The 23,088-nt window shown below is 73.9% G+C and carries 15 protein-coding genes and 1 riboswitch; of the genes, 8 read left to right on the top strand and 7 right to left on the bottom strand.

What is annotated here, in order from left to right; all coding sequences use genetic code 11:
• Positions 1-16: 16 nt before the first annotated feature.
• Both FDM97_RS34475 and FDM97_RS34470 read left to right on the top strand, forming a co-directional pair.
• Positions 17-1,222, top strand: a complete 1,206-nt coding sequence (locus FDM97_RS34475; RefSeq protein WP_137994389.1) for a PP2C family protein-serine/threonine phosphatase — start codon at positions 17-19, stop codon at positions 1,220-1,222.
• 220 nt (positions 1,223-1,442) lie between these two features.
• A riboswitch (cyclic di-AMP (ydaO/yuaA leader) is annotated at positions 1,443-1,590 on the top strand.
• 11 nt (positions 1,591-1,601) lie between these two features.
• Positions 1,602-2,702, top strand: a complete 1,101-nt coding sequence (locus tag FDM97_RS34470) for a M23 family metallopeptidase (RefSeq protein WP_137994388.1) — start codon at positions 1,602-1,604, stop codon at positions 2,700-2,702.
• Between the two features lie 229 nt (positions 2,703-2,931).
• Here FDM97_RS34470 and FDM97_RS34465 read toward each other — a convergent pair whose 3' ends face one another.
• The 4 genes from FDM97_RS34465 to FDM97_RS34450 all read right to left on the bottom strand — a co-directional run bounded on the left by FDM97_RS34465 (position 2,932) and on the right by FDM97_RS34450 (position 7,925).
• Positions 2,932-4,245: a PrsW family intramembrane metalloprotease gene (locus FDM97_RS34465; RefSeq protein ID WP_137994387.1), complete on the bottom strand. Its 1,314-nt coding sequence runs from the start codon at positions 4,243-4,245 to the stop codon at positions 2,932-2,934.
• Positions 4,246-4,289: 44 nt separating this feature from the next.
• On the bottom strand, positions 4,290-5,009 hold the full coding sequence (trmB, locus tag FDM97_RS34460) for a tRNA (guanosine(46)-N7)-methyltransferase TrmB (protein ID WP_254706000.1): 720 nt from the start codon (positions 5,007-5,009) through the stop codon (positions 4,290-4,292).
• Positions 5,010-5,201: 192 nt separating this feature from the next.
• Positions 5,202-6,392: an L-2-hydroxyglutarate oxidase gene (lhgO, locus tag FDM97_RS34455; protein WP_137995201.1), complete on the bottom strand. Its 1,191-nt coding sequence runs from the start codon at positions 6,390-6,392 to the stop codon at positions 5,202-5,204.
• 75 nt (positions 6,393-6,467) lie between these two features.
• On the bottom strand, positions 6,468-7,925 hold the full coding sequence (locus FDM97_RS34450) for an MFS transporter (RefSeq protein ID WP_137994385.1): 1,458 nt from the start codon (positions 7,923-7,925) through the stop codon (positions 6,468-6,470).
• A 602-nt stretch (positions 7,926-8,527) separates the two neighbouring features.
• Between FDM97_RS34450 and FDM97_RS34445 the strand changes: the two genes are divergently transcribed.
• The 3 genes from FDM97_RS34445 (at position 8,528) to FDM97_RS34435 (ending at position 14,599) form a co-directional block, all read left to right on the top strand.
• Positions 8,528-10,639 (top strand): asparagine synthase-related protein, encoded by a 2,112-nt coding sequence (locus tag FDM97_RS34445; protein WP_137994384.1) that lies wholly within the window; start codon positions 8,528-8,530, stop codon positions 10,637-10,639.
• A gap of 120 nt (positions 10,640-10,759) precedes the next feature.
• Positions 10,760-11,350, top strand: a complete 591-nt coding sequence (locus FDM97_RS34440) for a Uma2 family endonuclease (RefSeq protein WP_432816293.1) — start codon at positions 10,760-10,762, stop codon at positions 11,348-11,350.
• A gap of 60 nt (positions 11,351-11,410) precedes the next feature.
• On the top strand, positions 11,411-14,599 hold the full coding sequence (locus FDM97_RS34435; protein WP_137994382.1) for an ATP-binding protein: 3,189 nt from the start codon (positions 11,411-11,413) through the stop codon (positions 14,597-14,599).
• 39 nt (positions 14,600-14,638) lie between these two features.
• Here FDM97_RS34435 and FDM97_RS34430 read toward each other — a convergent pair whose 3' ends face one another.
• Both FDM97_RS34430 and FDM97_RS34425 read right to left on the bottom strand, forming a co-directional pair.
• Complete coding sequence (locus tag FDM97_RS34430; protein ID WP_137994381.1) at positions 14,639-16,630, bottom strand: sigma-70 family RNA polymerase sigma factor; 1,992 nt, start codon at positions 16,628-16,630, stop codon at positions 14,639-14,641.
• A 215-nt stretch (positions 16,631-16,845) separates the two neighbouring features.
• Positions 16,846-17,610, bottom strand: coding sequence for a TetR/AcrR family transcriptional regulator (locus FDM97_RS34425; RefSeq protein ID WP_137994380.1), 765 nt, complete (start codon positions 17,608-17,610; stop codon positions 16,846-16,848).
• Positions 17,611-17,964: 354 nt separating this feature from the next.
• On the opposite strand from FDM97_RS34425, the gene FDM97_RS34420 reads away from it, so the two are divergent.
• Together FDM97_RS34420 and FDM97_RS34415 are read left to right on the top strand one after the other, a co-directional pair.
• Positions 17,965-19,329 (top strand): NAD(P)/FAD-dependent oxidoreductase, encoded by a 1,365-nt coding sequence (locus FDM97_RS34420; protein WP_137994379.1) that lies wholly within the window; start codon positions 17,965-17,967, stop codon positions 19,327-19,329.
• A 107-nt stretch (positions 19,330-19,436) separates the two neighbouring features.
• A complete protein-coding gene (locus tag FDM97_RS34415; RefSeq protein ID WP_137994378.1) occupies positions 19,437-21,074 on the top strand; it encodes an ATP-binding SpoIIE family protein phosphatase in 1,638 nt (545 codons plus the stop codon).
• Here the strand turns inward: FDM97_RS34415 and FDM97_RS34410 are convergent.
• Complete coding sequence (locus FDM97_RS34410) at positions 21,071-22,333, bottom strand: MFS transporter (RefSeq protein WP_175439343.1); 1,263 nt, start codon at positions 22,331-22,333, stop codon at positions 21,071-21,073. The genes FDM97_RS34415 and FDM97_RS34410 overlap by 4 nt on opposite strands.
• Before the next feature lie 156 nt (positions 22,334-22,489).
• On the opposite strand from FDM97_RS34410, the gene FDM97_RS34405 reads away from it, so the two are divergent.
• On the top strand, positions 22,490-23,029 hold the full coding sequence (locus FDM97_RS34405; RefSeq protein WP_137994376.1) for a MarR family winged helix-turn-helix transcriptional regulator: 540 nt from the start codon (positions 22,490-22,492) through the stop codon (positions 23,027-23,029).
• Positions 23,030-23,088: the final 59 nt, after the last annotated feature.

Raw genomic sequence — 23,088 nt, 5'->3', positions numbered from 1 at the left:
GGGCAGGAGAGCACTCGTGGGGCAGGGGCAGGGGCGGCGAGCGGCGGGCGGCGACAAGGGGAACGGGACCGGAAGCGGGAATGGGAACGGGAACGGGCGGCCGGGCCCGCGCGCCGAGCGGGCCCGCCGGTTCATCCGTGCCCTGCCCCCGCTCGTCATCGCCGGCGGTGTCGTCTTCGACCTCTCCACCCCGCCCACCTACACGGCGGCCCCGCTCTTCTCCGCCGCGCCGCTCATCGCCGCCCCGTTCTTCTCGACGCTGACGACCCTGCTGACGGGCATCGCCGCCGTCCTCGCCGGTGTCGGGCTGCACATCTACAACGACACCGTCACCGAGGTCCCGGCCCTCACCGAGACGCTCACCGTCGTCACCGTCTCCGCCCTCGCCCTCCTCATCAACCGGGTCGTCCAGCGCAGCGGCGAGCGGCTCGCCTCGGCCCGGGTGATCGCGGAGGCCGCCCAGAAGGCGGTCCTGCCCACGCCCGCCGAGCGGATCGGCGGGCTGCAGGTCGCGGCCCGCTACGAGGCCGCGCAGGCGGACGCGTTCATCGGCGGCGACCTGTTCGCCGTCCAGGACACGCCGTACGGGGTACGGCTCGTGGTCGGCGACGTCCGGGGCAAGGGGCTCGACGCGGTCGAGGCCGCCGCCGTCGTCCTCGGCGCGTTCCGGGAGGCGGCCGAGCAGGAGTCGACGCTGGAGGCCGTCGCGCAGCGGCTGGAGCGGGCGCTCGCCCGGGAGGGGACCCGCCGCGACGGCCTGGACGCCTTCGAGGGGTTCACCACCGCCGTCCTGGCCGAGATCCCGCGCGGCGACGGGCTCGTACGGGTGGTCAACCGCGGCCACCCCGAGCCGCTGCTGCTGTACGCGGACGGGGGCCTGGAGCTCCTGGAGCCGAGCGAGCCGGCGCTGCCGCTCGGCATGGGCGAGCTGGCCGCGTGGCCGGACCGGGCCGACGAGACGCCGTACCCGCCGGGCGCCACGCTGCTCCTCTACACCGACGGGCTCTCCGAGGCGCGCGACGCCGAGGGCACCTTCTACGATCCCGGCGAGCGGCTCTCGGGGCGGATCTTCCCCGGGCCCGAGGAGCTCCTCGACGCGCTCGTCGACGACGTCCGCCGGTACACGGGCGGGGGTTCGACGGACGACATGGCGCTGCTCGCGGTGAGCCGGCCGGCGGCGGGGCAGCCGCCGCGGCGCCGGACGATGCCCGTGGTGCCGTAGCCATCGTCACCATCTGTAGTGGAGGTATACCGCTCCGATAACAATTGATCCGCCGTCAGTTCTGGAGGGATGGAAAGGTCTGTACTGAAGCGGGATCAAATCGGGCTGTAGTGGCGCAATTTTGCGAATGATCAACGGGAACAGCTTGGAATCGGGCCCTCGTGTCTATTAACGTTCGATAACGCAGCGCGGTCGTCCCAGCCGTCGCAAGAGACGGCACCGTGCGCACGCGCCGAATCCTGAAAAGGAACCGGGGAACCACTACTTGGGGTGAATCGGGCACTTTCGCACCTGTGCGACAGCGCCCGTAGGAGACCTTCCTGCTCCGAACCCGTCAGCTAACCCGGTAGGCGAGAAGGAAGGAAAGGAGTACGCCTCCGTGGCGTCCAACACCCCTGCCGCCGAAGGTACTTTCGACGGGTTCAACGCGTTCGGTGCTTCGGGCGCCGCCGGGACGGATGACGACGCGACGGCGTGGGGTGAGTGGAACCCCACCGAGGACTCCCTTCGCCAGCAGGCCCGTTCCGGTGGCCGCCACCGGGTCGTGAAGCAGCGCTCGGGCTTCGCCCGCTCCTCCACCGTCCTCGGTGTCGGTGTCATCGCGGCCGTCGGCGCGGGAGGCATGGCCACCGCCAAGGACAAGCCCCCGGTCTCGATCTCCCTCCCCGACCTCAACCTTCCGGACGCCTCCGAACTGCCGGGCGTCGGCGAGCTCATCTCGGGCGAGGACGAGGACGCGAACGGCACGGGCTCCGGGACCAACAACCTGCAGCCGCTCACCGCCTCGCTCACGCTTCCGGCCGACGCGGCCGGGAAGTCCGACGGCGACTCCGCGTCGGCGGCCACCGCCGACGCCGGCGAGGCGCTGCGCGCCCGCATTCTCCAGCAGGCCGAGCAGCAGCAGGCCTCCGCCGACGCCGCCGAGAAGGCCGCGGCGGAGAAGGCGGCCGCCGAGAAGGCCGCGGCCGAGGCTGCGGCCCAGGCGGAAGCGGCCGAGCAGGCGGCGGCCGAGGCGAAGCGGAAGGCCGAGGAGGAGGCCGCGGCGAAGGCCGAGGCCGAGCGCCTGGCCAAGCTCGCCGCGAGCTACGCGCTGCCCACCTCCTCGTACACCCTCACCTCGACGTACGGCCAGTCCGGCTCCATGTGGTCCTCCGGCTACCACACCGGCCTCGACTTCGCGGCGCCCACCGGCACCCCGGTCAAGGCGGTGCACGGCGGCACGATCACGTCGGCGGGCTGGTCCGGCTCCTACGGCTACCGGATCGTCCTGGAGCTGGAGGACGGTACGGAGGTCTGGTACGCGCACCTGTCCTCGATGACGGCGAGCGTGGGCCAGACGGTGGGCACCGGCGACACGATCGGCCGCGTCGGCGCGACCGGCAACGTGACCGGCCCGCACCTGCACCTGGAGGTCCACACCCCGGGCGGCGACGGCATCGACCCGGCGGCCTGGCTGGCCGGCAAGGGCCTGTCGGTCTGAGTTCCCCCGCTGTGGGCCGGCTTGGCCCGGCTTGGCCCGCCGTGGCCCGCAGTGGCCCGGCTTGGCGTGGCCGACTTGGCATGGCCGCAGGGCCTGCCCGGCCCGGACCGCAGTCGATCCATGGCGCACACCCCTGACTCCGGCAGTCCTGTCGACACCCCCCCCGACGCCAGGGCTGCCGGACCGGCCTGCTCACCGCGGCCGCATGTCCAGCGGCGGCTAGCGGCGGCTAGCTGCGGTACGGGTTGTAGCCGCCGTAGTCCAGATACTGCGGCGGCGCCCACACCCGGCCGGTCGCCCGCGCCGCGTACGTCAGCGCGGGCGAGGCGACCGCCTTGCGCTGCCAGAGATGGTGGAGCAGCTCCTGCTCGCGCGCGGTGAAGTCCGGGCCGGCCGCGCCGCGCTGGGCGCGGTGGCGCAGAAAGGCCAGGGTCGTCGCGAACGCCTCGTACTCCCCGACCGTCGCGGCGGCCGGCCGCCCGTACGTGCGGGCGGCGAAGTCGCGGGCCATCGAGCGGGCCCGCATCGAGGAGAGCGCGAGCGGTTCGGCGGGCGAGAGCCAGCCGGCCGCCGCGTACGCCGGGAGCTGCCCGGATATCGTGCGCAGTTCCCGCTGCCGGCTCCATATCGCCAGCCAGGTCAGCAGGCCGAAGGCGGGCACCATGAACAGCCCGTACACGGCGATGAAGCCGAGCGGGCCGAAGGTCGTCGAGCCGTTCCACAGGGCGTGCATGCCCATGGCGAGGACGAGTCCGGCCACGGGGAACAGGATCCGCCGGACCCGCGCGCGGCGGGCGGCGAGCGCGGCGAAGCCGAAGCCGAGGCCGGTGAGCACGGTGAAGAGCGGATGCGCGAACGGCGACATCACGATGCGTACGAAGAAGGTGCCGGCGGTCACGGAGCCGAGACCGGACGAGCCGAACTCCTGGTCCTCGCCGAAGGCGTTGCCGAGGTAGAGGATGTTCTCGGTGAAGGCGAAGCCGGTGGCGGTGAAACCGGCGACGACGACTCCGTCGACCAGGCCGGTGAAGTCCCGTCTGCGGAAGAGGAAGAGCAGGAGAACCGCCGCCGCCTTCGCGCTCTCCTCGACGACGGGCGCGACGACGGTGGCGCCGAGGGTGTCGGCGGAAGCCGGGTCGGCGGTGGCGGTCGCGATCCAGCGGACCGCGAAGGAGTTGGCGAGGATCGCGACGAGCGCGGCGGCGAAGGCGCCCCAGGCGAAGGCGAAGATCAGATTCCGCCAGGGGCCCGGCTCGACGCGGTCGAGCCAGCGGAACGCGGCCATCAGCAGCGGGACGGGCAGGACGGCAAGGCCCAGTCCGACGAGGAAGCCCTCGGTGCCGGTCTGCTCCCGTACCAGCGCGAGGATCACCAGCGCGCAGAGCGCGAGCAGCGTGATCACGGCGACGGCCCGGACCACCTTGCTGCGCCAGAAGGCGCGACGAGGCCGGTAGCGCCAATGGGCGCGGTCCGGGACGCCCGCGAAGGCCGGCTCCTCGGTGTCCCGGGCCGGGACGGGGACGTCGTTCGACACGTTCGACACGTCAGCGACCCTAACGAGGAGGACTGACACCCCGCGAGGGAGTTCTACTTCCTGTGGAAAAGCAGGTCGTGCACGAGGTGGCCCTTGTCGAGACCCTGCCCCTCGAAGCGGGTGAGGGGGCGGAAGGCCGGGCGGGGCGCGTAGCCGCCGTCGGCCTGGGTGTTCTCGAAGTCGGGGTGCGCGGAGAGCACCTCGAGCATCTGCTCGGCGTACTCCTCCCAGTCCGTGGCGCAGTGCAGGACGGCACCGGGCTTCATCCGGGTCGCGAGGAGGGTGAGGAACTCGGGCTGGATGAGGCGCCGCTTGTGGTGGCGCTTCTTGGGCCAGGGGTCCGGGAAGTAGACGCGGCAGCCGTCGAGGGCGTCGGAGGCGAGCATCTCGCGGAGCAGGATGATCGCGTCGCCGTTGGCGACCCGGACGTTCTCGAGGCCGTTCCGGTCGGCGAGACCGAGGAGATTGCCCTGGCCGGGGGTGTGTACGTCGACGGCTAGGATGCCGGTGCCGGCGTCGGCGGCGGCCATCTGGGCCGTGGCCTCGCCCATGCCGAAGCCGATCTCCAGGACGACGGGCAGACCGCCGAACATCTCGTTCAGATCGAGGATCCGCTTGCCGTCGATGTCCAGGCCCCAGTCGGGCCACCGCTTGAGCATGGCCTCGGCCTGACCGGCGGTGACGCGGCTGCGACGCGGCTGGAAACTGCGGATCCGCCGCTCGTGGTGCGACCCGGCGGGATCGGGCAGGGGCCCTTCCCCGGCGGCGAACATCCGGCTTCCGCGCCGGGCGGGCTGCGTGGCGGTTTCTCGAGACTCAGACACAATGCCCCGATTCTACGGCGTCCCCCCGAGCCCCTGCGGGGCCCGCAGGGGGAAGGCCCCCGACGCCCGGCGGGGCCCGGGGCGCAGCCCCGGGGCAGCAAGCCCCCGCCAGCCCCCCGGGCAGAGTTGCGGGGGTGGGGGCTACAACAGGGCCAGGGCCCTTCGGGCCACCTCGCGGCCGATGGGGAGCGATGCCGTCGCCGCCGGGCTCGGCGCGTTCAGGACGTGCACCGTCCTCGGCGCCTCGCGGATCAGGAAGTCGTCCACCAGCGTCCCGTCCCGCAGCACCGCCTGCGCCCGCACCCCCGCCGGTGCCCGCCGCAGGCCCTTCTCCTCCACCGCCGGCAGCAGCCTGCGCACCGCCTCCGTGAAGGCCCGCTTCGACAGCGACCGGCGCAGCTCACCCGCTCCGTACCGCCAGTGCTCCCGCGCGATCTGCCACGACCCCGGCCAGGCCAGCGTCCCCGCCACCTCGCCGGGCCGCACGACCGACCAGCCGTATCCCTCCCGTGCCAGCGCCGGCACCGCGTTCGGTCCGACATGCACGCCGCCGTCGACGCCCCGCGTCAGATGGACCCCCAGGAAGGGGAAGGCCGGGTCCGGCACCGGGTACACCAGGCCGCGGACCAGCGAAGGGTCCGCCAGCTCGTAGTACTCACCGCGGAACGGGACGATCCGCATGCCCGGGTCGTCGCCCGCGAGCCGGGCGACCCGGTCGCAGTGCAGCCCCGCGCAGTTCACCAGGGCCCGCCCCCGCACCACCGTCCCGGCGGCCGTGCGGACGGCGACACCCCACGGCCGCCGGTCGACCGCGGTGACCTCGGAGCCGTACAGGATCCGCGCCCCGGAGGCCTCGGCGAGCTGCGCCGCCACCGCCCCGTAGTCGCAGATCCCGGTCGTGCCGACGTGGATCGCGGCCAGGCCCCGCACCCTCGGCTCGTACGCGGTGATCTGCGCGGGCCCCAGCTCCCGCACCGGGATGCCGTTCTCCCGGCCGCGCTGCACGAGCGCGTGGAGCCGGGGCAGCTCGTCGCGCCCGGTGGCGACGATGAGCTTGCCCGTGACCTCGTACGGGAGGCCGTACTCGGCGCAGAACTTGACCATCTCGGCCGCGCCCGCGACCGCGAACCGTGCCTTCAGGGACCCCGGGCGGTAGTAGATCCCGCTGTGGATCACCCCGCTGTTCCGCCCGGTCTGGTGGCGGGCCGGGCCTGGCTCCTTCTCCAGGACCGTGACGCGGGTGCCGGGCGCGGCGCGTGTCAGGGCGTACGCCGTCGACAGACCGACGATCCCGCCGCCGATCACGAGCACGTCACAGTCCACGTCCCGCACGGACACCTGCACCACCTCCCACCCCGATAGTGCACTGGCCCACTGACAAAGCCGTTAAACCCGGTGGGACACGCGTCACGCCGGGGCCACGAGCAGCGGACGCGCCCGCTCGCGCAGCTCCATGACCCGCGGCTCGTCCCCGTACGGTTCGAGCCGGTGGAGCAGGTCCCGTACGTACTCGGTGGTGCGGGCCGACGAGATCCGGCCCGCGACCTCCACCGCGCGCGTGCCGGCCGCGCACGCCGCGTCCAGATTGCCCGACTCCAGCTCGGCGACCGCCGACACCACGAGCCGCAGCCCGTGTGAGCGGACGAACTCCTCCGTGGGCCGGGACAGCGCCTGCTCGGTGAAGCGGCGCACCTGGCGCGGGGCCTTCAGGTCCCGGTAGCACTCGGCGGCGTCCGCGCAGAACCGGTCGTACGAGTAGAAGCCCAGCCAGGTCGGGTCCGGGTCGCCGTCGCGCGAGCGCTCCAGCCAGCCCTCGGCGGCCTTGAGCGCGGCCGCCGCGGCCGTCCCGTCGTTGGCCTTCGCGTGTGCACGGGCCTCGACGAGCCGGAAGAAGGACATGGTGCGGGCGGTGGCGAGCCCGCGGTTGCGCTCAAGGGCGGCCTGGGCGAGGTCCACGCCCTCGTCGGCGAAGCCCCGGTAGGTGGCCTGGAGCGACATGGAGGCGAGGACGTATCCGCCGAGCGGCACGTCGGCGGCGGCGCGGGCCAGGCGCAGCGCCTGGATGTAGTAGCGCTGGGCGGCCTCCTGCTGGCCGGTGTCGAAGGCCATCCAGCCGGCCAGCCGGGTCAGCTCCGCGGTCGCGCCGAACAGGGCCCTGCCGACCTCGTCCGAGTACGAGCCGAGCAGCAGCGGCGCGGCGTCGACACGTAAGCACTCCGGCACCATCGAGGAACGCCAGTCGCCGCCCCCGTACTTGGAGTCCCAGCGGCGCGCGTCCTCGGCGGCCTCGCGGAGCTTGGCGACGTCGCTGTGCCCCACGCGCGGGTGGGGGCCGGTCTCGGGCCCGTCGGCCGCCGGGGCGGCGTCTGGTCCGTCGGCGGGTTCCAGCAGGCGCTCCACGGAGGAGTCGGCGGGCGTGATCAGCCAGCGGGAGGCGGGGGTCGCGTACGCGCTCACCGCGAAGGAGCCGGCCAGCGACTGCCAGATCCCGCCACCGCCGGCCCGTCGCCCGGCGAGATCAAGCCGGTACAGGTCGGTCGCCGAGCGGACGGCCTCGCCCACGTCGCGCGGGAAGGCGAGACCCACCTCGGGCGCCGGGTCGGCGTCCGCGAGGCCGATCTCGTGCAGCGGCACGGGGCGGCCGAGCTTCTGGCCGATCGCGGCGGCGATCAGGTGCGGGGCGGCGCCCTGCGGCACCATGCCCTTCGACACCCACCGGGCCACCGACGTCTTGTCGTAACGAAGTGTCAGACCACGCTGCGCGCCGAGGTCGTTGACGCGCCGGGCGAGGCCGGCGTTGCTGATTCCCGCGAGGGCGAGAACCGTGCCGAGCTTTTCGTTCGGCCCGCGTTGCTCCCTGGACATGACGCCACCCCTCGACACCCAGACGGCCGCCACGACGCCGGGCATAGGCGTGCGGCATTCGTAAACACAGCGTAGTTCGCCGCATCCCGACCGTTAAGGGGCGGAGTTCCGTATGGCGGGATTGTTGTGGGAACAGACGGATGGCCGACAGATGGCGTAGCGGCGTCGGCGGATCGGGCGCCGCCCGGCGCCCGTGGGGCGGCTTGGGGCGCGTGCTCCGGGTGTGTGGCCGTGCGCCCACTCGTGCGCTCTCGCCCGGTCGCCGGGGGAGCGCTTCCATGAGTGCTGCGTGGGTCGGCCCATCCGGCTGTGGACCGGTGGGCTGGGGGACACCGTCGCCCCAATCCCCGCGGGCGGCGGACGGCTCCGGGAGGCGGAAAGCGCCTCCCGGACTGCCGGGAGACCCGCACTCTTCGGGGCGTTTGAGTCGCCTGAGGCGCCGGGGCGCCGCCGAGAATGGCCGAATGACGACGGTGGTCGCGGCGGTGCCAACTGTCCCATGCCAGGGGCGCATTCGCCTTTTCGCGTGCGACCCCGGAGCCCCTCCTGTGCGCCGTTGTCGTGGCAGCATGTTCCTCCACTGAACTGACGTGGAGGCGCCGATGCGATGGCTGGTGGGCTGGAGCAGTGTCGCCGCGAGCTTCGGAACGGTCGGTGCCGTGGGGGGCGCGGCATCCGAGGGGCGCACCGTGCACCCCGTGGGCGCACAGCTTCTGTGGGGTGACCCCGATCCGTTGTGGGCGGTCGGCGACTGGCGCCCCGACGAGGTGCGGGTGGTCCGTGTCGACGAGCACACCCGCCTTGCCGTCCTGGGGTGTTGCGCCGCGAGCGACGAGGAGCTGAGGGTCGGCCTGCTCACCGCGCGCGGTGGCGCGCTGCGCCATCTCACCGCCTGGGCCGGCAGCTACACCGCCGTCGTCCAGGTCGGCCGGCGGGTCACCGTCACCGGCGATCTCGCGGGCGCGCGGCCCGTGTTCCACACCCCGTGGGCGAACGGCACGGCGTACGCCACCGCCGCCCTGCCCCTCGCGGACCTCATCGAGGCCCAGCTCGACATCGGTCACCTGGCCGCGCTGCTGGCCTGCCCCGAGACCCCGGAGGCGCTGCGCGACTCCACACCGTACGAAGGGGTGAAGCGCGTCCCGCCCGGGCACGCGCTGATCCTGCGCGAGGGGTCGCGCGAGATCACCGGGTACGAGCCGGTGGCCTCGCTCGCGGTCGCCGCGGCCCAGATCGAGCCGCGCCGGGCGGTGGAGGGCGTACGGGACGCGCTGGTCGACGCCGTACGGGCCCGGCTCACCGCGCCCCGGCACGCGCCGGAGTCGCCGCTGCCGGACCCCGGGCCCGTCCCCGGCATGGGGCCCGCCGAGCGGCGGGCGGCCCGGGGCGGCGGACCCGCGCCCGGGATCGGCGCGGATCTGTCCGGAGGCAGCGCGTCCGGAACGCTGGCCCTGCTGGCGGCCGGGCTCCCCGGGGTGCCCGGGACGATCCTCGGCCATGGCACGGGCGCGGGCGAACGGCTGCTGGCCGTCACCTTCAACGACCTGACGGCCCACGGCGGTCCGGGCGGCGAGGAGGAGCTGGAGCGGGCCCGGGTGATCGCGGCGAACCCCCGGCTGCACCACGTCGTCGTGGCGGCGGGCGAGGAGGCCCTGCCCTACGCGGAGCTGGACGGCCCGCTGACCGACGAGCCCGGTCCCTCGCTCGTCGTCGCCGGCCGGCACCGGAGGCGCCTCGCGGGCGGCAGCGCGGACCACTTCACGGGTCTGGGGGCCCGTCAGGTCCTGGACGCGCATCCGGCGCGCCTCGCCGACCTGCTGATGGACCGGCGGCGCAGGTCGCTGGTGCGTCCGGTGACGGCGCTCGCCAAGGCCACGGGCCCCTCCGCCGGCTCGCTCCTCGTCCCGCTGACGGTCTACCGGGCGGCGCGCCGCCTCGCCCGTACGCCCTACCGCTCGGGCCTGGAGGAGGCGGCGACGCGGCTCCTCGACGCGAACCGTCCGGGCCCCGGGGCAGTCGGCCCCCTGGAGGCGTCCCTCTCCGCCCTGACCTGGTCGCGCCCCGGTCCGGCGGCGCGGTGGCTGACGGGTGAGGCGCTGGCTGAAGTATCGGTTCGCCTGACGCGGGCGGCGACGCTGCCGACGTCGGTGCAGCGGCCGGGGGAGGCACGCGCGCGTGCGGCGCTCGCCCGTGCCGCGGGTGACCAGCGGGTCCTGGAACAGGCGGCCGAGATCCGCAGCCAGCGGCTGCACGCGCCGTTCCTCGACAACCAGGTGGTACGGGCCTGCCGGGCCCTGCCCGAGTCGCTGCGGGTCCAGCCGGGGGCCCGGGCGTCCGTCCTGCGCACGGTCCTCGCGGGGGCGGGCATCCACGACCTGCCGCCCGGCTGGGGCGCGCCGAACCCCGCCGTGCCGTCCTCGGCCGCCCGCGCGGGCCTGCGCACGGCGCTCCCGGACCTGATGGCCCTCTTCGACGCCCCGCTCCTCGCCGACGCGGGCCTGATCGAGGCCCGCGTGGTCCGCAAGGCGCTGCGCGCGGCCTCCGAAGGCGAACCGGTCCCGCTGGACGGCCTCGCCGACCTCGTCTCCACCGAACTCTGGCTCCGCCGCCTCCTCGCCCGCCGCGGCACCTGCTGGACAGGCACGGCGGCCCCACGCCAACGCGCGGTGGTGGGCCCTCTGGTGCCGTCGGCACGGCGGTCGTTGCTGGCCTGAGGCGCAGGGGTGGCGAAACGTACCAGCACGCTCGTTCGAGTGAACGTCATCCGGATCCGCGCCTGCGGATGGGCCTACGCTGGGAATGTCGTGCCCGAGCGAAGGAGGTCCGTCATGGCGATGCCGCTGCCGGTTCCGGGGGACGAGTTCCCCGACGACGTGCCCGACAATGAGGGCGCGAGTGTCCAGGAGACCTTCGAGCTGTTCAGTGCGCTGGCTCCCAAGGGCTGGCGCGTGGAGCTGATCGAAGGGGAGATCTGCGTGGTACCTCCGGCTAACGGGCAGCACGAGGAGATCGTGTCGGAACTCAGCGGACAGTTCCGGGACCACGACAAGGGCCTCGGCCGCTACACCGGCATCGGCCTGTACCTGCCAGGTGCCTCCGACACGATCCGTGTCATCCCCGACCTCGTCATCGCTCCCAAGGGCAGTTTCGACGACCAGCAGGAGTGGCACGCACCGGACCCCGTCCTCCTCGTCGGCGAGGTGACGTCCTCCTCCACCGCAGGCCGCGACCGTGTCCAGAAGATCCGCGGGTACGCCCGCGCCGGAATTCCCCTCTACCTGCTGATCGACCGTGAGGCCGGTGAGGCCGTCGTCTGCTCCGAGGCGGAGGGTGACGACTACGCGCACAAGGACATGTACAAGCTGGGGGCGAAGGTTCGACTTCCGTACCCCCTCGGCTTCGAGCTCGACACGGCGGAGTTCTGACCTGGCACCCTCCGGGGAAACCCTGAGGCGCCTCGCACCGCCCCCAGGGACAATGACCGCGTGCGGTACCTCATCCTCGGCGTCACCCAGGTCCTCGATCTCCACGGCACCCCCCTTCCCCTCGGCGGCGCACGTCTGCGCGCGCTGCTCGCCGCGCTCGCGCTCCGGGCCGGACGCCCCGTCCCGGTCACCGAGCTCGTCGCCGACGTGTACGGCGAGGAGCCCCCGCACGACGCCCCCGCCGCCCTCCAGGCCCTCGTCGGGCGGCTGCGCCGCGTGCTCGGCAAGGACGCGGTCGGCTCGACGCCCGGCCCCGGGTACCGCCTCCACGCCGGACCGGACGACATCGACCTGTACGTCTTCGAGCGGCACGTCCGGGACGCAGGCGCCCACCTCGCCGCCGGCGACCCCGACACCGCCGCCGCCCTCCTCCGTACCGCCCTCGCCCTCTTCCGCGGCCCCGTCCTCGCCGATCTGCCCGACCACGCGCGCGTGCGCCCCGAGGCACAGCGGCTCGCCGCCCTGCGCCAGCGCGTCGAGGCGGACCTCAGGCGCGGCGCCGTCGCCGGACTCGTACCGGAGCTGTCCGAGCTGACCGACGCGTACCCGTACGACGAAGGCTTCCGCGCCCAACTCATCCGCGCCCTGCGGGCCGAGGGCCGCCAGGCCGACGCCCTCGCCGCCTACGAGGACGCCCGCCGCGCCCTCGCCGACGGCCTCGGCAGCGACCCGGGCGCCGAGCTCGCCGCACTCCACCAGGAGCTCCTCCGGCCGCCACCGCCCCCGCAGCCGCGGGAGACCGGCAACATCCGCCCCCGCCTCACCTCCTTCGTCGGCCGCGAACCCGAACTCGCCGCGCTCCGCGCCGACCTCACCCACTCCCGCCTCGTCACGCTCACCGGCCCCGGCGGCTCCGGCAAGACCCGCCTCGCCGAGGAGGCCGCCCGCCGCTCGGGCGCCTGGCTCGTCGAACTCGCCCCGCTCGACGACCCCGACGCCGTACCCGGCGCCGTCCTCTCCGCCCTCCGCCTGCGCGAGACCCACCTGATCACCCGGGACGGCCAGCCCCTCCACGACGACCCCACCGGGCGCCTCGTCGAGCACCTCGCCCCCCGCTCGCACCCCCTCCTCCTCGTCCTCGACAACTGCGAGCACGTCATCGGCGCGGCCGCCGCCCTCGCCGAGACCCTCCTCACCCACTGCCCCGACCTTCGCGTCCTCGCCACCAGCCGTGAACCGCTCGGCGTCCCCGGCGAGACCGTCCGCCCGGTCGAGCCGCTGCCGCCCGGCCCCGCCCACCGCCTCTTCGCCGAACGCGCCCGCGCCGTACGCCCCGGGTTCCGGATCGAGGACGACCTCCCCACCGTCGACGAGATCTGCCGCCGCCTCGACGGACTCCCGCTCGCCATCGAACTCGCCGCCGCCCGCCTCCGGCTCCTCACCCCGCGCCAGATCGCCGACCGCCTCGACGACCGGTTCCTTCTCCTCACCTCCGGCAGCCGGACGGCCCTGCCCCGCCAGCAGACCCTCCGCGCCGTCGTCGACTGGTCCTGGGACCTCCTCGAACCCGCCGAGCGCACCCTGCTGCGCCAGGTCTCCGTCTTCACCGGCGGCTGGGACCTCGCCGCCGCCGAGGCCCTCGCCCCGGACGCCGCCCACACCCTCGGCGCCCTGGTCGACAAGTCCCTGGTCGTCGCCGCCCCGACCGACGAGGGCGCGATGCGCTACCGGCTCCTGGAGACCATCCACGAGTACGCCGCCGAGCGCGCCGCCGAGACCCCCGTCCTCCTCGCCGCCGCCGAGGCCGCCCACACCGCCCACTTCACCGCCCTCGCCGAGGAGGCCGAGCCCAAGCTCCGCTCCGGCGAGCAGATGCCCTGGATCCGGCGGATCGAGACCGACCTCGACAACATCCGCGCCGCCCTCCACCGCACGGTCGTCACCGCCCCCGACGAGCCCGCGGCCCACCGGCTGATCTTCGCCATGGGCTGGTTCTGGTGGCTGCGCAACTACCGCCCCGAGGGCCTGACCTGGGTCGACCGCACGCTCCTCCTCGGCACGGACCCCGACGACCCGGCCGACCCGCGGCACTGGCCGCGCATGCGGCTGCGCATGCTGCAGTTCTTCCTCGTCGCCGAGAGCCACACGGTCAGCGACTTCTGCGACGACCCCGAACTCGCCGCACTGGTGGTCCGGGTGCGCACCGCCTTCAGCCGGAACGCCGGTCCGGAGTCGGCCCGTTTCCCGGGGCTCCTGTGGCCGTTCACCGCCTACCTCACCGAGGAGCCGGCGGTCGTCCGCGCGATGCTGGACGACTGTGTCGCCAACTGCCGCCGCCACGGCGGCGAGTGGGAGGTCGGCGTCAGCCTGATGTTCCGTGCCCACATGGTGGTCGACATGCCCGGCGGGATGCCCGGCATCGACGAGGACCTGGCCGAGCTGCGCGCGCTCTCCCGCCGGGTCGGCGACCGCTGGATGCGGGCGCAGGTGGCGAGCGCGGCGGCCGAGGCGAACATGATCCGCGGCCGGTACGAGGACGCGGGCGAGGCGTACACCGAGGCGCTCGAACTGGCCCGCGAGGTCGGCGCCCACGCCGAGGCGCCCTTCCTGCTCGCCCGCCTCGCCGAACTGGAGTACCGCGCGGGGGACATGGAGGCCGCCGAGGCGAGTCTCGGCGAGGCGCTGGCGGAGGCCGAGCGGTACCGCGTCAACGACGCCGGGACGTTCATCTGTTTCCTGCACGCCGCGATCGCGATCCACCGCGGCCGGATCCCGGAGGCCCGCGCTCACCTGGAGGAGGCGGGCCGGCTGCATCTCACCACCGCGCCCCCGCACTTCGAGGCGGCCCTGGCCGGGCTCGACGCCCGTATCAGGGCGTACGAGGGCGGGGGCGCCGAGGCCGTCGCGCAGGCGGCCGAGGCGCTGCGGATGGCGGGGGAGGCGCAGACCTCCGACTTCATCGCCGTGCACCTGGCGGAGGGCACGGCGATCGCGCTCCACCTCGACGGCGCGTCCCTGCTCGCCGTACGGGCCCTGGCGGCCGCGGACACCTGGCGGGCCGGGGTTCCGCGCTCGGTGCCGGAGCTCCGGGAGACGGAGGCCCTGACCGCTCGGGCGCGCGCGGAACTGGGCGAGTCCGGCTACGCCGCCGCGTACGCCTCCGGTGCCGGCCTCACCCTCGACGAGGTCGTCGCACTGGCGCAGGCGTACGCGCGAGCGCCCGCGGGCGAGGGCGTCGGGCGCGGCTGATCCGCGACGGCGCCTCGTCGGCGACCGTGACCCGGGGCGTCAGGCGCAGCTGATCCGCGACTGCGCCCAGTCGGCGATCGCGACCCGGCCGAACGGCGTGTGCTCCTCCACCACCAGGCGGATCGTCTCGCGACCGGCGATCCCGATGTGCACCGGGACCGCGGGGTCGCCCGGCCGGACCACCTCCGAGCGCCACAGCCGCTCACCGTCTCCGTAGACGGAGAAACGGACGCCGCCGACCCCGAGGGGCGCGCTCAGGTCGTCGATGCCGACGAGCGCGTCGTAGCCGGCGCACTGCCGGTTGAGGTCGATGGTGAGCGAGGACGGCGCGTGCACGCTCACCCCGTGCGCGTACCGGGTGCCGCCCATCGACAGACCGTCACGCGCCCACATCCAGCTGCTGTCGCCGAGCCGTACCTCGGGCTTGGTGCCGTCGCCGAAGATGCCGTAGTCCAGCTGGTTGACCTGGTAGACGGCCTGCGGGGCGGGCGGCGGGGGCTCGGGGGTGGTCACCTTCGGGCTGGGCGTCGGCGTCGGCGTCGGGCTCGGCTTCGGCGGTGGCGGGGTCGGCGTGGGGCTGGGCTCGGCCGACGGGGTCGGCGTGGGCGTCGGGGTCGGCGGCGGCTCGGGCGCCTGCACGCGCGGGGCCGGCGGCGGGGTGGGCTTGGGTGTCGGCTTCGGCGGCGGCGTCGGCTCCGGTGGTACGAGGGGCGCGACGGCGGGCGGCGACGGTGCGGGCTTCGCGACCGGCTGCGGGTCCCCGGACAGCGCCCACACCAGGCCGGCGGCCGCGGCGACGGCCACCGCGGCGGCGATACCGGCCTTCGCGGGGGCGCCGAGCCCCTCGGCCACGGCGGCGGACGACGCCCCGGCCGTGCTCGACGAACCGGCTCCCGTGGCGGCGGCTCCCGTGGCGGCGGCGGCCGCACCGGCCCCGGCGGCACCGGCGACCCCGCCGGCCACGACACCGGCGGCCTTGAGCGAGAACCCGGCGGCGAACCAACCGATGACGGCGACCGGCAGCAGCGCGGGGATCCCGGCGTTGACGTGCGCCAGCTCACCGGCCGCGAGCCGGCACTTGGCGCACTCCTCCAGGTGCTTGCGCAGCCCGCGTTCCGCGCGCATCCGCAGCCCGCCGCGCGCGTAGGCGCCGAGCCGGTCGGCATAGCGGGCGCAGTCCCCGCCGGAGGTGAGGGACTGGCTGACATGCGCCTGGAGGTAGGCCTGCTTGAGTCCCTCGCGGGCCCTGCTGGCCAGGACGGCCGTCGCGTTGGCGGTCAGTCCGAACAGCGGAGCGACCTCGCTCGGCGACTCCTCCTCGACGGTGGTGTGCCACAGCACGGCCTGCCACCGCTCGGGCAGCGACCGGAACGCCTGCATGGCCAGCGACTGCTCGGCCTCGTGCATGGCCCGGACGTCGGCGCCGAGGTCCAGTGTGTCCTGGTCGGAGACCTCGGAGGTGCGGGTGGCCTGCGCCGCGAACACCGCGAAGTCCTCGACAAGATGTTCCCGCTTCTGCGTCCTCGTCCAGTTCGCGGCCACCCGCCGGACCGTGGTCAGCAGATAGGCGCGGACGGCCTGCTCGGGCCCGGCCCCGCCCCGTACCGCCTGCAGTGTGCGGGCGAACACCTCCGCCGTCAGGTCGTCGGCGGTGTGCGCGTCGCGGCAGCACGTCTTGGCGTAGCGCCGCACGGCCTCGGAGTGGCGACGGAACAGCTCTTCGTACGCGCTGTCGTCGCCGTCCCGCATCAGCTGGATGAGATCGGCGTCGGAGGGCGGCAGTTCGACGGGCGGCGGCAGTACGGAGTCGCGCTCGCGCTGCTGGGGCACGCTGGGCTCGTCGGCCCCGGGCGCCGTGCTCGGAACCGCGCTCGGAAACGGGCCCGGAACCGCCGCCGGCGCCGGTGGGCCGGCGGGCGCACCGGAGAGACCTCCGGGCCCGCCCTGGCTCGGCACCTGCCGGGAGGACAGGCCTCCGGTCTCCGTGGCACCGCCGTTGCCCAGCGGCTCGTCCCGACCGTCACCGCTCATCGCGGAAGCCCCCGTATGCACGCTCAGACCCGAACACCGGCCAAGAGTGCCACAGAGCGGAGGCGCGCCGAACCCTCCCGTCCACTTACCACTCGTCCGGGGCGACTTCCTGTATCCGGGCGTAACCGCTCACGCGTTCGTGGAAGGCTCAACGGACCGCCCGGACCGCCCGGACCGTCCGGCGACCAGGCCCCGCCCGGCCCGACCCGCGCCCGCTACCGCGAACGCAGGCCCTCCAGAAGGATGTCCAGGAGCCTGGCCGAGGCCGCCGCCTGCTGCGCCGCGTCCGGCAGCGCGGGCGCCGCCGTGGCTATGACGAGAAGGACGTCCGCCACGGTCACGTCCGCCCGCAGCTCGCCCGCCTCACGGGCCCGGTCGACCAGCCGCCCCACGACCTCCAGGAGCTCCGCAGCGCCGGAATCGTCCTGCTCCGCCGGCGGCACCGCACGCGGCGCGACGACCCGCGGCTCGCCCTGGTCCGCGAAACCCCGCTGGTGCGGCACCCGAGCCTCGTCCCCCGCGGACCGCGCCGGAAGCACCAGGTCGTCACCGTCCACGCCCACCCGCAGGACCTGCGGCGGCAGCAGCCGCCCCGCGCCCGAGGCCACCGAGGTCCGCAGGAACCGGGAGAGCGCCGACCACGGCTCGTCCTCCTGCCCGAGGGCCGCGCGGGCCTGCTCGGTCAGCCGGGAGGTCTCCTCCTCGGCTATCCGGCGCACCAGCACGTCCTTGCTCGGGAAGCGGCGGTAGACCGTGCCCACACCGACCCGAGCGCGGCGCGCCACGTCCTCCATCGGCGCCCCGTAACCGAGCTCGCCGAACACCTCGCGCGCGGCGCGCAGGACATGCTCCAGATTCCGCTGCGCGTCCACGCGCAGCGGCGCCGACCGGCCGATCGGCCCCGACACTCCCGTACGTCCGTCGACCTGGCCGTCCGCCGAGCCGACGACAGCCTGCCAACGCGCATCCTGCATGTGCATAAGCGTTCCCCCGCTCATGATGTCTCCCCCCGGAGACTCCCCGCCCTGACACGGGATCGACGGACCTCCCACGCTCTGGTCCCACGCGCTGCGATCCGACACCCCGACGAGGTACGAACATAGTTGAGTCGAGGTCAATTCAGAAGGGGCAGTTCCGCACGGTGCGCCCCCCGATCGGAGCAAGGACCCCAACTCTCCCGATTCTGACCCCCCACACCACCCCGCGCGCCCACCCTGACCTGGGCAGTTCACGCTGTGCCCACTCGGTGCGCCACCCCGCGCCTCCGCGCCCCTCCGGTCACACAATTTGCCGGGCCTGTGGACAAACCCCGAACGGCGTTGCGTCATGGGACAGTGACCGAACCTGCGCGCATTCTCGTTGTCGGCGGTGGCTACGTCGGCATGTACACCGCGCTGCGCCTGCAGCGGCAGCTGAAGGCCGAGCTCAGAAGCGGTGCGGCCGAGATCGTGGTGGTCACGCCGGCGCCGTACATGACGTACCAGCCGTTCCTCCCCGAGGCGGCGGCCGGGAACATCTCCCCGCGCCATGTCGTCGTCCCGCTCCGCCGCGTCCTCGGCAAATGCCGCATCGTCATCGGCGAGGTCCACGCCGTCGACCACGCCAAGCGGACCGCGACGCTCTCCACCCTCGCCACCGAGGAGGAGGGCACCGGGAACATCCAGCTCACCTACGACGAACTGGTCATCGCGCCCGGCTCGATCTCCCGCACGCTCCCGATCCCCGGCCTCGCCGACTACGCCATCGGCTTCAAGACGGTCGAAGAGGCCATCGGGCTGCGCAACCACGTCATCGAGCAGATGGACATCGCCTCCTCCACCCGCGACCCGGCCCTGCGCGACGCCGCCCTCACCTTCGTCTTCGTCGGCGGCGGCTACGCGGGCGTCGAGGCGCTCGCCGAGCTGGAGGACATGGCCCGCTACACCGCGCGGTACTACCACAACATCAAGCCGGAGGACCTGAAATGGGTCCTGGTCGAGGCGTCGAACCGGATCCTGCCCGAGGTCGGCGAGGAGATGGGCACGTACGCGATCCGCGAGCTGCGCGGCCGCAACATCGACGTCCGCCTGGAGACCCGTCTCGAGTCCTGCGAGGACCGCGTCGCCGTCCTCAGCGACGGCACCCGCTTCCCCACCCGTACGGTCGTGTGGACGGCCGGCGTGAAGCCCGCACCGATCCTCGCCGCCACCGACCTGCCGCTCAACGGCCGCGGCCGGCTCAAGTGCACGGCACGGCTGACCGTCGACGGCGTCGAACACGCCTGGGCGGCCGGCGACGCCGCCGCCGTCCCCGACATCACGGCGGACGAGCCGGGCAAGGAGTGCGCGCCGAACGCGCAGCACGCCGTACGCCAGACCAAGGTGCTCGCCGAGAACATCGCCGCCTCCCTGCGCGGAAGGCCGCTCAAGGAGTACGCCCACACGTACGCGGGCTCGGTCGCCTCCCTCGGCCTCCACAAGGGCGTGGCGCACGTCTACGGCCGCAAACTCAAGGGCTACCCGGCCTGGTTCATGCACCGCACGTACCACCTCAGCCGCATCCCCACCTTCAACCGCAAGGCGCGTGTCATGGCCGAATGGACCCTCGCCGGCCTGTTCAAGCGCGAGATCGTCTCGCTCGGCTCCCTGGAACACCCCCGCGCCGAATTCGAAGCCGCCGCAGCGCCCCCACCCCCCAAGAACGGCCCCACACCCGGCTGACACCGATGTCAGTGCGGTCGGTCACACTGGACGTGTGACCATAGGTGGGCTCACACCTGCACAGAGTGACTCAGCACGGCCAACGACACCTCGAGGCATACAGATCCGTGAACTTCACCCGTTGGAGCGCCCGACTCCCCGGCACGCAGCGCCGCACGGCGGCGCGGGGGACCGAAGGCTCCGTGCCCGCGGCCCGCGGTGAGTACGGGCAGCAGCAGTCTGAGCCCCTCCCCGACGAGGTCCCCGCGCTCGAGGACTTCTCCGTACGGGAGGTCATCGGCCGGCTCCCCGGCCTGGTCGCGCTCGTGCACGGCCCCGAGCACCGCATCGCGTACGTCAACGACGCGTACGCCGCCGCCTTCGGCCCCCGCCCCGCCGGGGCCACCGTCGCCGACGCCTGCCCCGAGGCCCACGAGCTGGGCCTGCTGCCGCTCATGGACCAGGTCCTGCGCAGCGGCAAGCCCCGCACGGTCAAGTCCCGCAAGACCCAGGACGGCGGCTCGTACACGGTCACCTGCCTGCCCGTGGAGTCCCCGCGCTTCGAGGGCGGCGGCGTCCTCGTGCACGCCGCCGACGTCACCGACCACGCCGAGGCGGCCGAGCGGCTGCGCGCCAGCGAGCGCCGGCACCGCGAGACCGCCGTCACGCTGCAGCGCTCCCTGCTCCCGCAGGAGCTGGAGCAGCCCGACGACCTGCGGATCGCCGCCACGTACCAGCCCGGCGGCACCGACGCGGCGGTCGGCGGCGACTGGTACGACGTCATCACCCTGGGAGCCGGGCGCACGGCACTCGTCATCGGCGACGTCATGGGCCGCGGCGTGCGCGCCGCCGCCGTGATGGGCCAGCTCCGCACCGCCGTCCGGGCCTACGCGCGCCTGGACCTGCCCCCGCACGAAGTGCTCCAGCTGCTCGACGGCCTCGCCGCCGAGATCGACGCGAGCCAGATCGCCACCTGCGTCTACGCGGTCCACGACCCCAACGAGGGCAAGCTCGTCTACGCCTCCGCCGGCCACCTCCCGATCCTCGTCAGGGACGAGGACGGCACGGTCCGCCGCGCCGAGGACCCCACCGGGCCCCCGCTGGGCACCGGCGGCTGGCTGCACACCTCCGGCTCGATCGCCCTGCCCCCGGGCTCCACCGCCGTCCTCTACACCGACGGCCTGGTCGAACGGCGCCGCGAGGACATCGACGAGGGCGTCGCCGCCCTGGGGCGCGCCCTGTCCGGCGCCGTCGGCACCCCGCAGGTCGTCTGCGACCGGCTGCTGCGCTCGCTCGGCGTCACCGCGGAGCACGACGACGACGTGGCCGTCCTGGTCGTCCAGCACCCTGCCCGCCAGGGATCGGACGCGGAGCTCTTCCACAACGCCGCCCTGGAGCTCCTCGGCGGAGTGGAGGCCGCCCCGCGCGCGCGTGCCTTCGCGTCGGGCGTGCTCTCCAGCTGGCGCTTCCCGGTCGAGCTGCGCGACCTCGGCGTCCTCGCCACCAGCGAGCTGGTGGCGAACTCCCTCAAGCACGGCACCCCGCCCATGCGCCTGCGTCTGCGCCGGACCGACCGGCGCCTGATCATCGAGGTCACGGACGGGGACGACCATCTGCCGCGCCGCCGCAGGGCGGAGACGGAGGACGAGGCGGGTCGCGGAATCTCGATCATCGCGACGATCGCCTCGTCCTGGGGTAGCCGCCGCACGCCGGGCGGCGGCAAGGCGGTCTGGTGCGAGTTCGCCCTGCCGGACCAGCCGGACTAGGCGGCGGCGGTCTCCCGCTCCGGCAGGTGCTGGGCCACCACCCGCGAGGTCTTCGCGGCCAGTGAGGGCTGGTCCTGCACCGGCGTGAGCCGCTTGCCGAGCCGCAGCGCCAGGAACGTGATCCCGAGCGAGAAGAGCACGAACGTCACGATGTACGGCCCGTGCAGCGCGGCGCCCATGGGACCGCCCACGGCGGGACCGACGGCCAGCGCGAGCTGCTTGACCAGAGCGAACGCCGAGTTGTACTGCCCGACCATCGACTCCGGCGCGAGGTCCGCCACCAGCGGCGCCACGGTCGGCGACAGCATCGCTTCGCCGAGCCCGAAGAGGGCGTACGTGGAGACGAAGGCCGCGGTCGCCATCGCCTGGCTGCCGTGCCCGAGCCCCGCGTACCCGGCGATGACCCACGCCACGGTCCAGATCAGACCGACGGCCGCGATCACCCGGCTCCGCCTGCGGCGCTCGACGAACTTCAGCACCACGAACTGGGCGACGACGATGACGGCCGTGTTGGCGGCCAGCGCGATCCCGAGCGTCGACGGCTCAATGCCCGCGGCCTCGGTGCCGTACGCCGCGAGGCCCGACTCGAACTGCCCGTAGCAGGCGAAGAAGAGCACGAAGCCGAGGACGCACAGCTGCACCATGGCCTTGTGCCCGAGCAGCGCCCGGACGCCGCCGCCCTTGGCGGCGGGCCGCGTGCCCTGCAGGGCGGGGGAGCCCGGCATCCGCACGGTCAGCACGATCCCGGCGAGCACGAGGAACATCGCCGCTTCGATCGAGAAGAGAAGGAGGAAGCTGCCCGGCCGGCTCACGTCGACGAGCTGCCCCCCGATCAGACCGCCGACGCCGAGCCCCAGGTTCTGCAGAAAGAACTGCATGGCGAAGGACCGGGTCCGGGTGGACGGGTCCGAGCACCAGACGATCATCGTCGCGAGCGCCGGCTGCATCACAGCCGTACCGGCCCCGAGGAGCGCGGCCGAGCCGACGGCGGCCGGCACGCTGTCCGCGAGCCCCATCCCCAGGGCACCGGCCGACGCCAGGAGGGCGGCGACCAGAAGGACGGGCACGGGACCGCGCCGGTCGATGGCGCGCCCGCTGAAGGGCAGGACGACGAGTGCGGCCATGGCGAAGACGGCGAGCACGCTGCCCGCCGTGGTCGCGCCCAGATCCCGCACCTGAGCGACGTACACATAGAGGTACGGAACGGTGAAGCCGAGTCCGAACGCGCTCAGCGCGCTGCCTGCCTGGATCCGGCGCATCGCTGCACCCTTCGCCTTGGTCACACTCACCCACTTCGAGAAGAGGGCTTCAGCCCTGTAGGACTGAGCCCTAAAGACTTCAACACTAAAATTCGATCCTTAACAATACACATGGAAGGACTTCAACGCCAACGACGCTCGTGGGATACTCCCCGCATGTCCGACACCCCCGAGCCGAGCCTCGACGAACAGATCGCGGCCTATCAGCGCGAGTACCGCGACCTCGACCCCCAGGTCGAGAAGGTGGTCTCCGCCCTCGGCCGGCTGAACCGCCGGATGAACGTGGCCTACGGCCGCCAGCTCGCCGACCTCGGCATCAGCAACGCGGAGTGGGAGGTCCTCAAGACCCTCGTCCTCGCCGGCGCCCCCTACCGCCTGGGCCCGGGCGAGCTGGCCAAGCGCCTCGGCCTCACCCCGGCCGCGATGACCCACCGCATCGACCGCATGGCGGGCGAGGGCCTCGTCACCCGCGACCGCGACGAGAGCAACCGCGTACGGGTGATCGTGGAGCTGACGGACGAGGGCCGCTCGAAGTGGCTCGAGGCGATGCGCATGGCGACGGACTTCGAGGAGGAGCTCCTCCAGGACCTGTCGAGCGAGGAGCGCGGCGGCCTCGGCGAGATGCTGATCCGCCTGCTCCGCAGGGTCGAACACACCCAGCCGGACGCGGGTGGCCGACTCACGGACCTCGACTGAGACGGCCTCCGGCCGCCCGTCAGGCCGGGGTTGACACGCCCCGGCCGTATCCGTAGTGT

The organism is Streptomyces vilmorinianum (assembly GCF_005517195.1).
Classification (GTDB): domain Bacteria; phylum Actinomycetota; class Actinomycetes; order Streptomycetales; family Streptomycetaceae; genus Streptomyces; species Streptomyces vilmorinianum.
Note: the sequence above shows the minus strand (reverse complement) of the source record. Positions and strands in the feature narration are given on the sequence as shown.

Bases quoted from the DNA above. Each gene is read 5' to 3' on its own strand.
- FDM97_RS34410 (WP_175439343.1), bottom strand. From the start codon at position 22,333: ATGCGCCGGATCCAGGCAGGCAGCGCGCTGAGCGCGTTCGGACTCGGC.
- FDM97_RS34450 (WP_137994385.1), bottom strand. From the start codon at position 7,925: ATGTCCAGGGAGCAACGCGGGCCGAACGAAAAGCTCGGCACGGTTCTC.
- FDM97_RS34440 (WP_432816293.1), top strand. From the start codon at position 10,760: ATGCCGCTGCCGGTTCCGGGGGACGAGTTCCCCGACGACGTGCCCGAC.
- FDM97_RS34445 (WP_137994384.1), top strand. From the start codon at position 8,528: ATGCGATGGCTGGTGGGCTGGAGCAGTGTCGCCGCGAGCTTCGGAACG.
- FDM97_RS34405 (WP_137994376.1), top strand. From the start codon at position 22,490: ATGTCCGACACCCCCGAGCCGAGCCTCGACGAACAGATCGCGGCCTAT.
- FDM97_RS34425 (WP_137994380.1), bottom strand. From the start codon at position 17,610: ATGCACATGCAGGATGCGCGTTGGCAGGCTGTCGTCGGCTCGGCGGAC.
- trmB (WP_254706000.1), bottom strand. From the start codon at position 5,009: ATGTTCGCCGCCGGGGAAGGGCCCCTGCCCGATCCCGCCGGGTCGCAC.
- FDM97_RS34430 (WP_137994381.1), bottom strand. From the start codon at position 16,630: ATGAGCGGTGACGGTCGGGACGAGCCGCTGGGCAACGGCGGTGCCACG.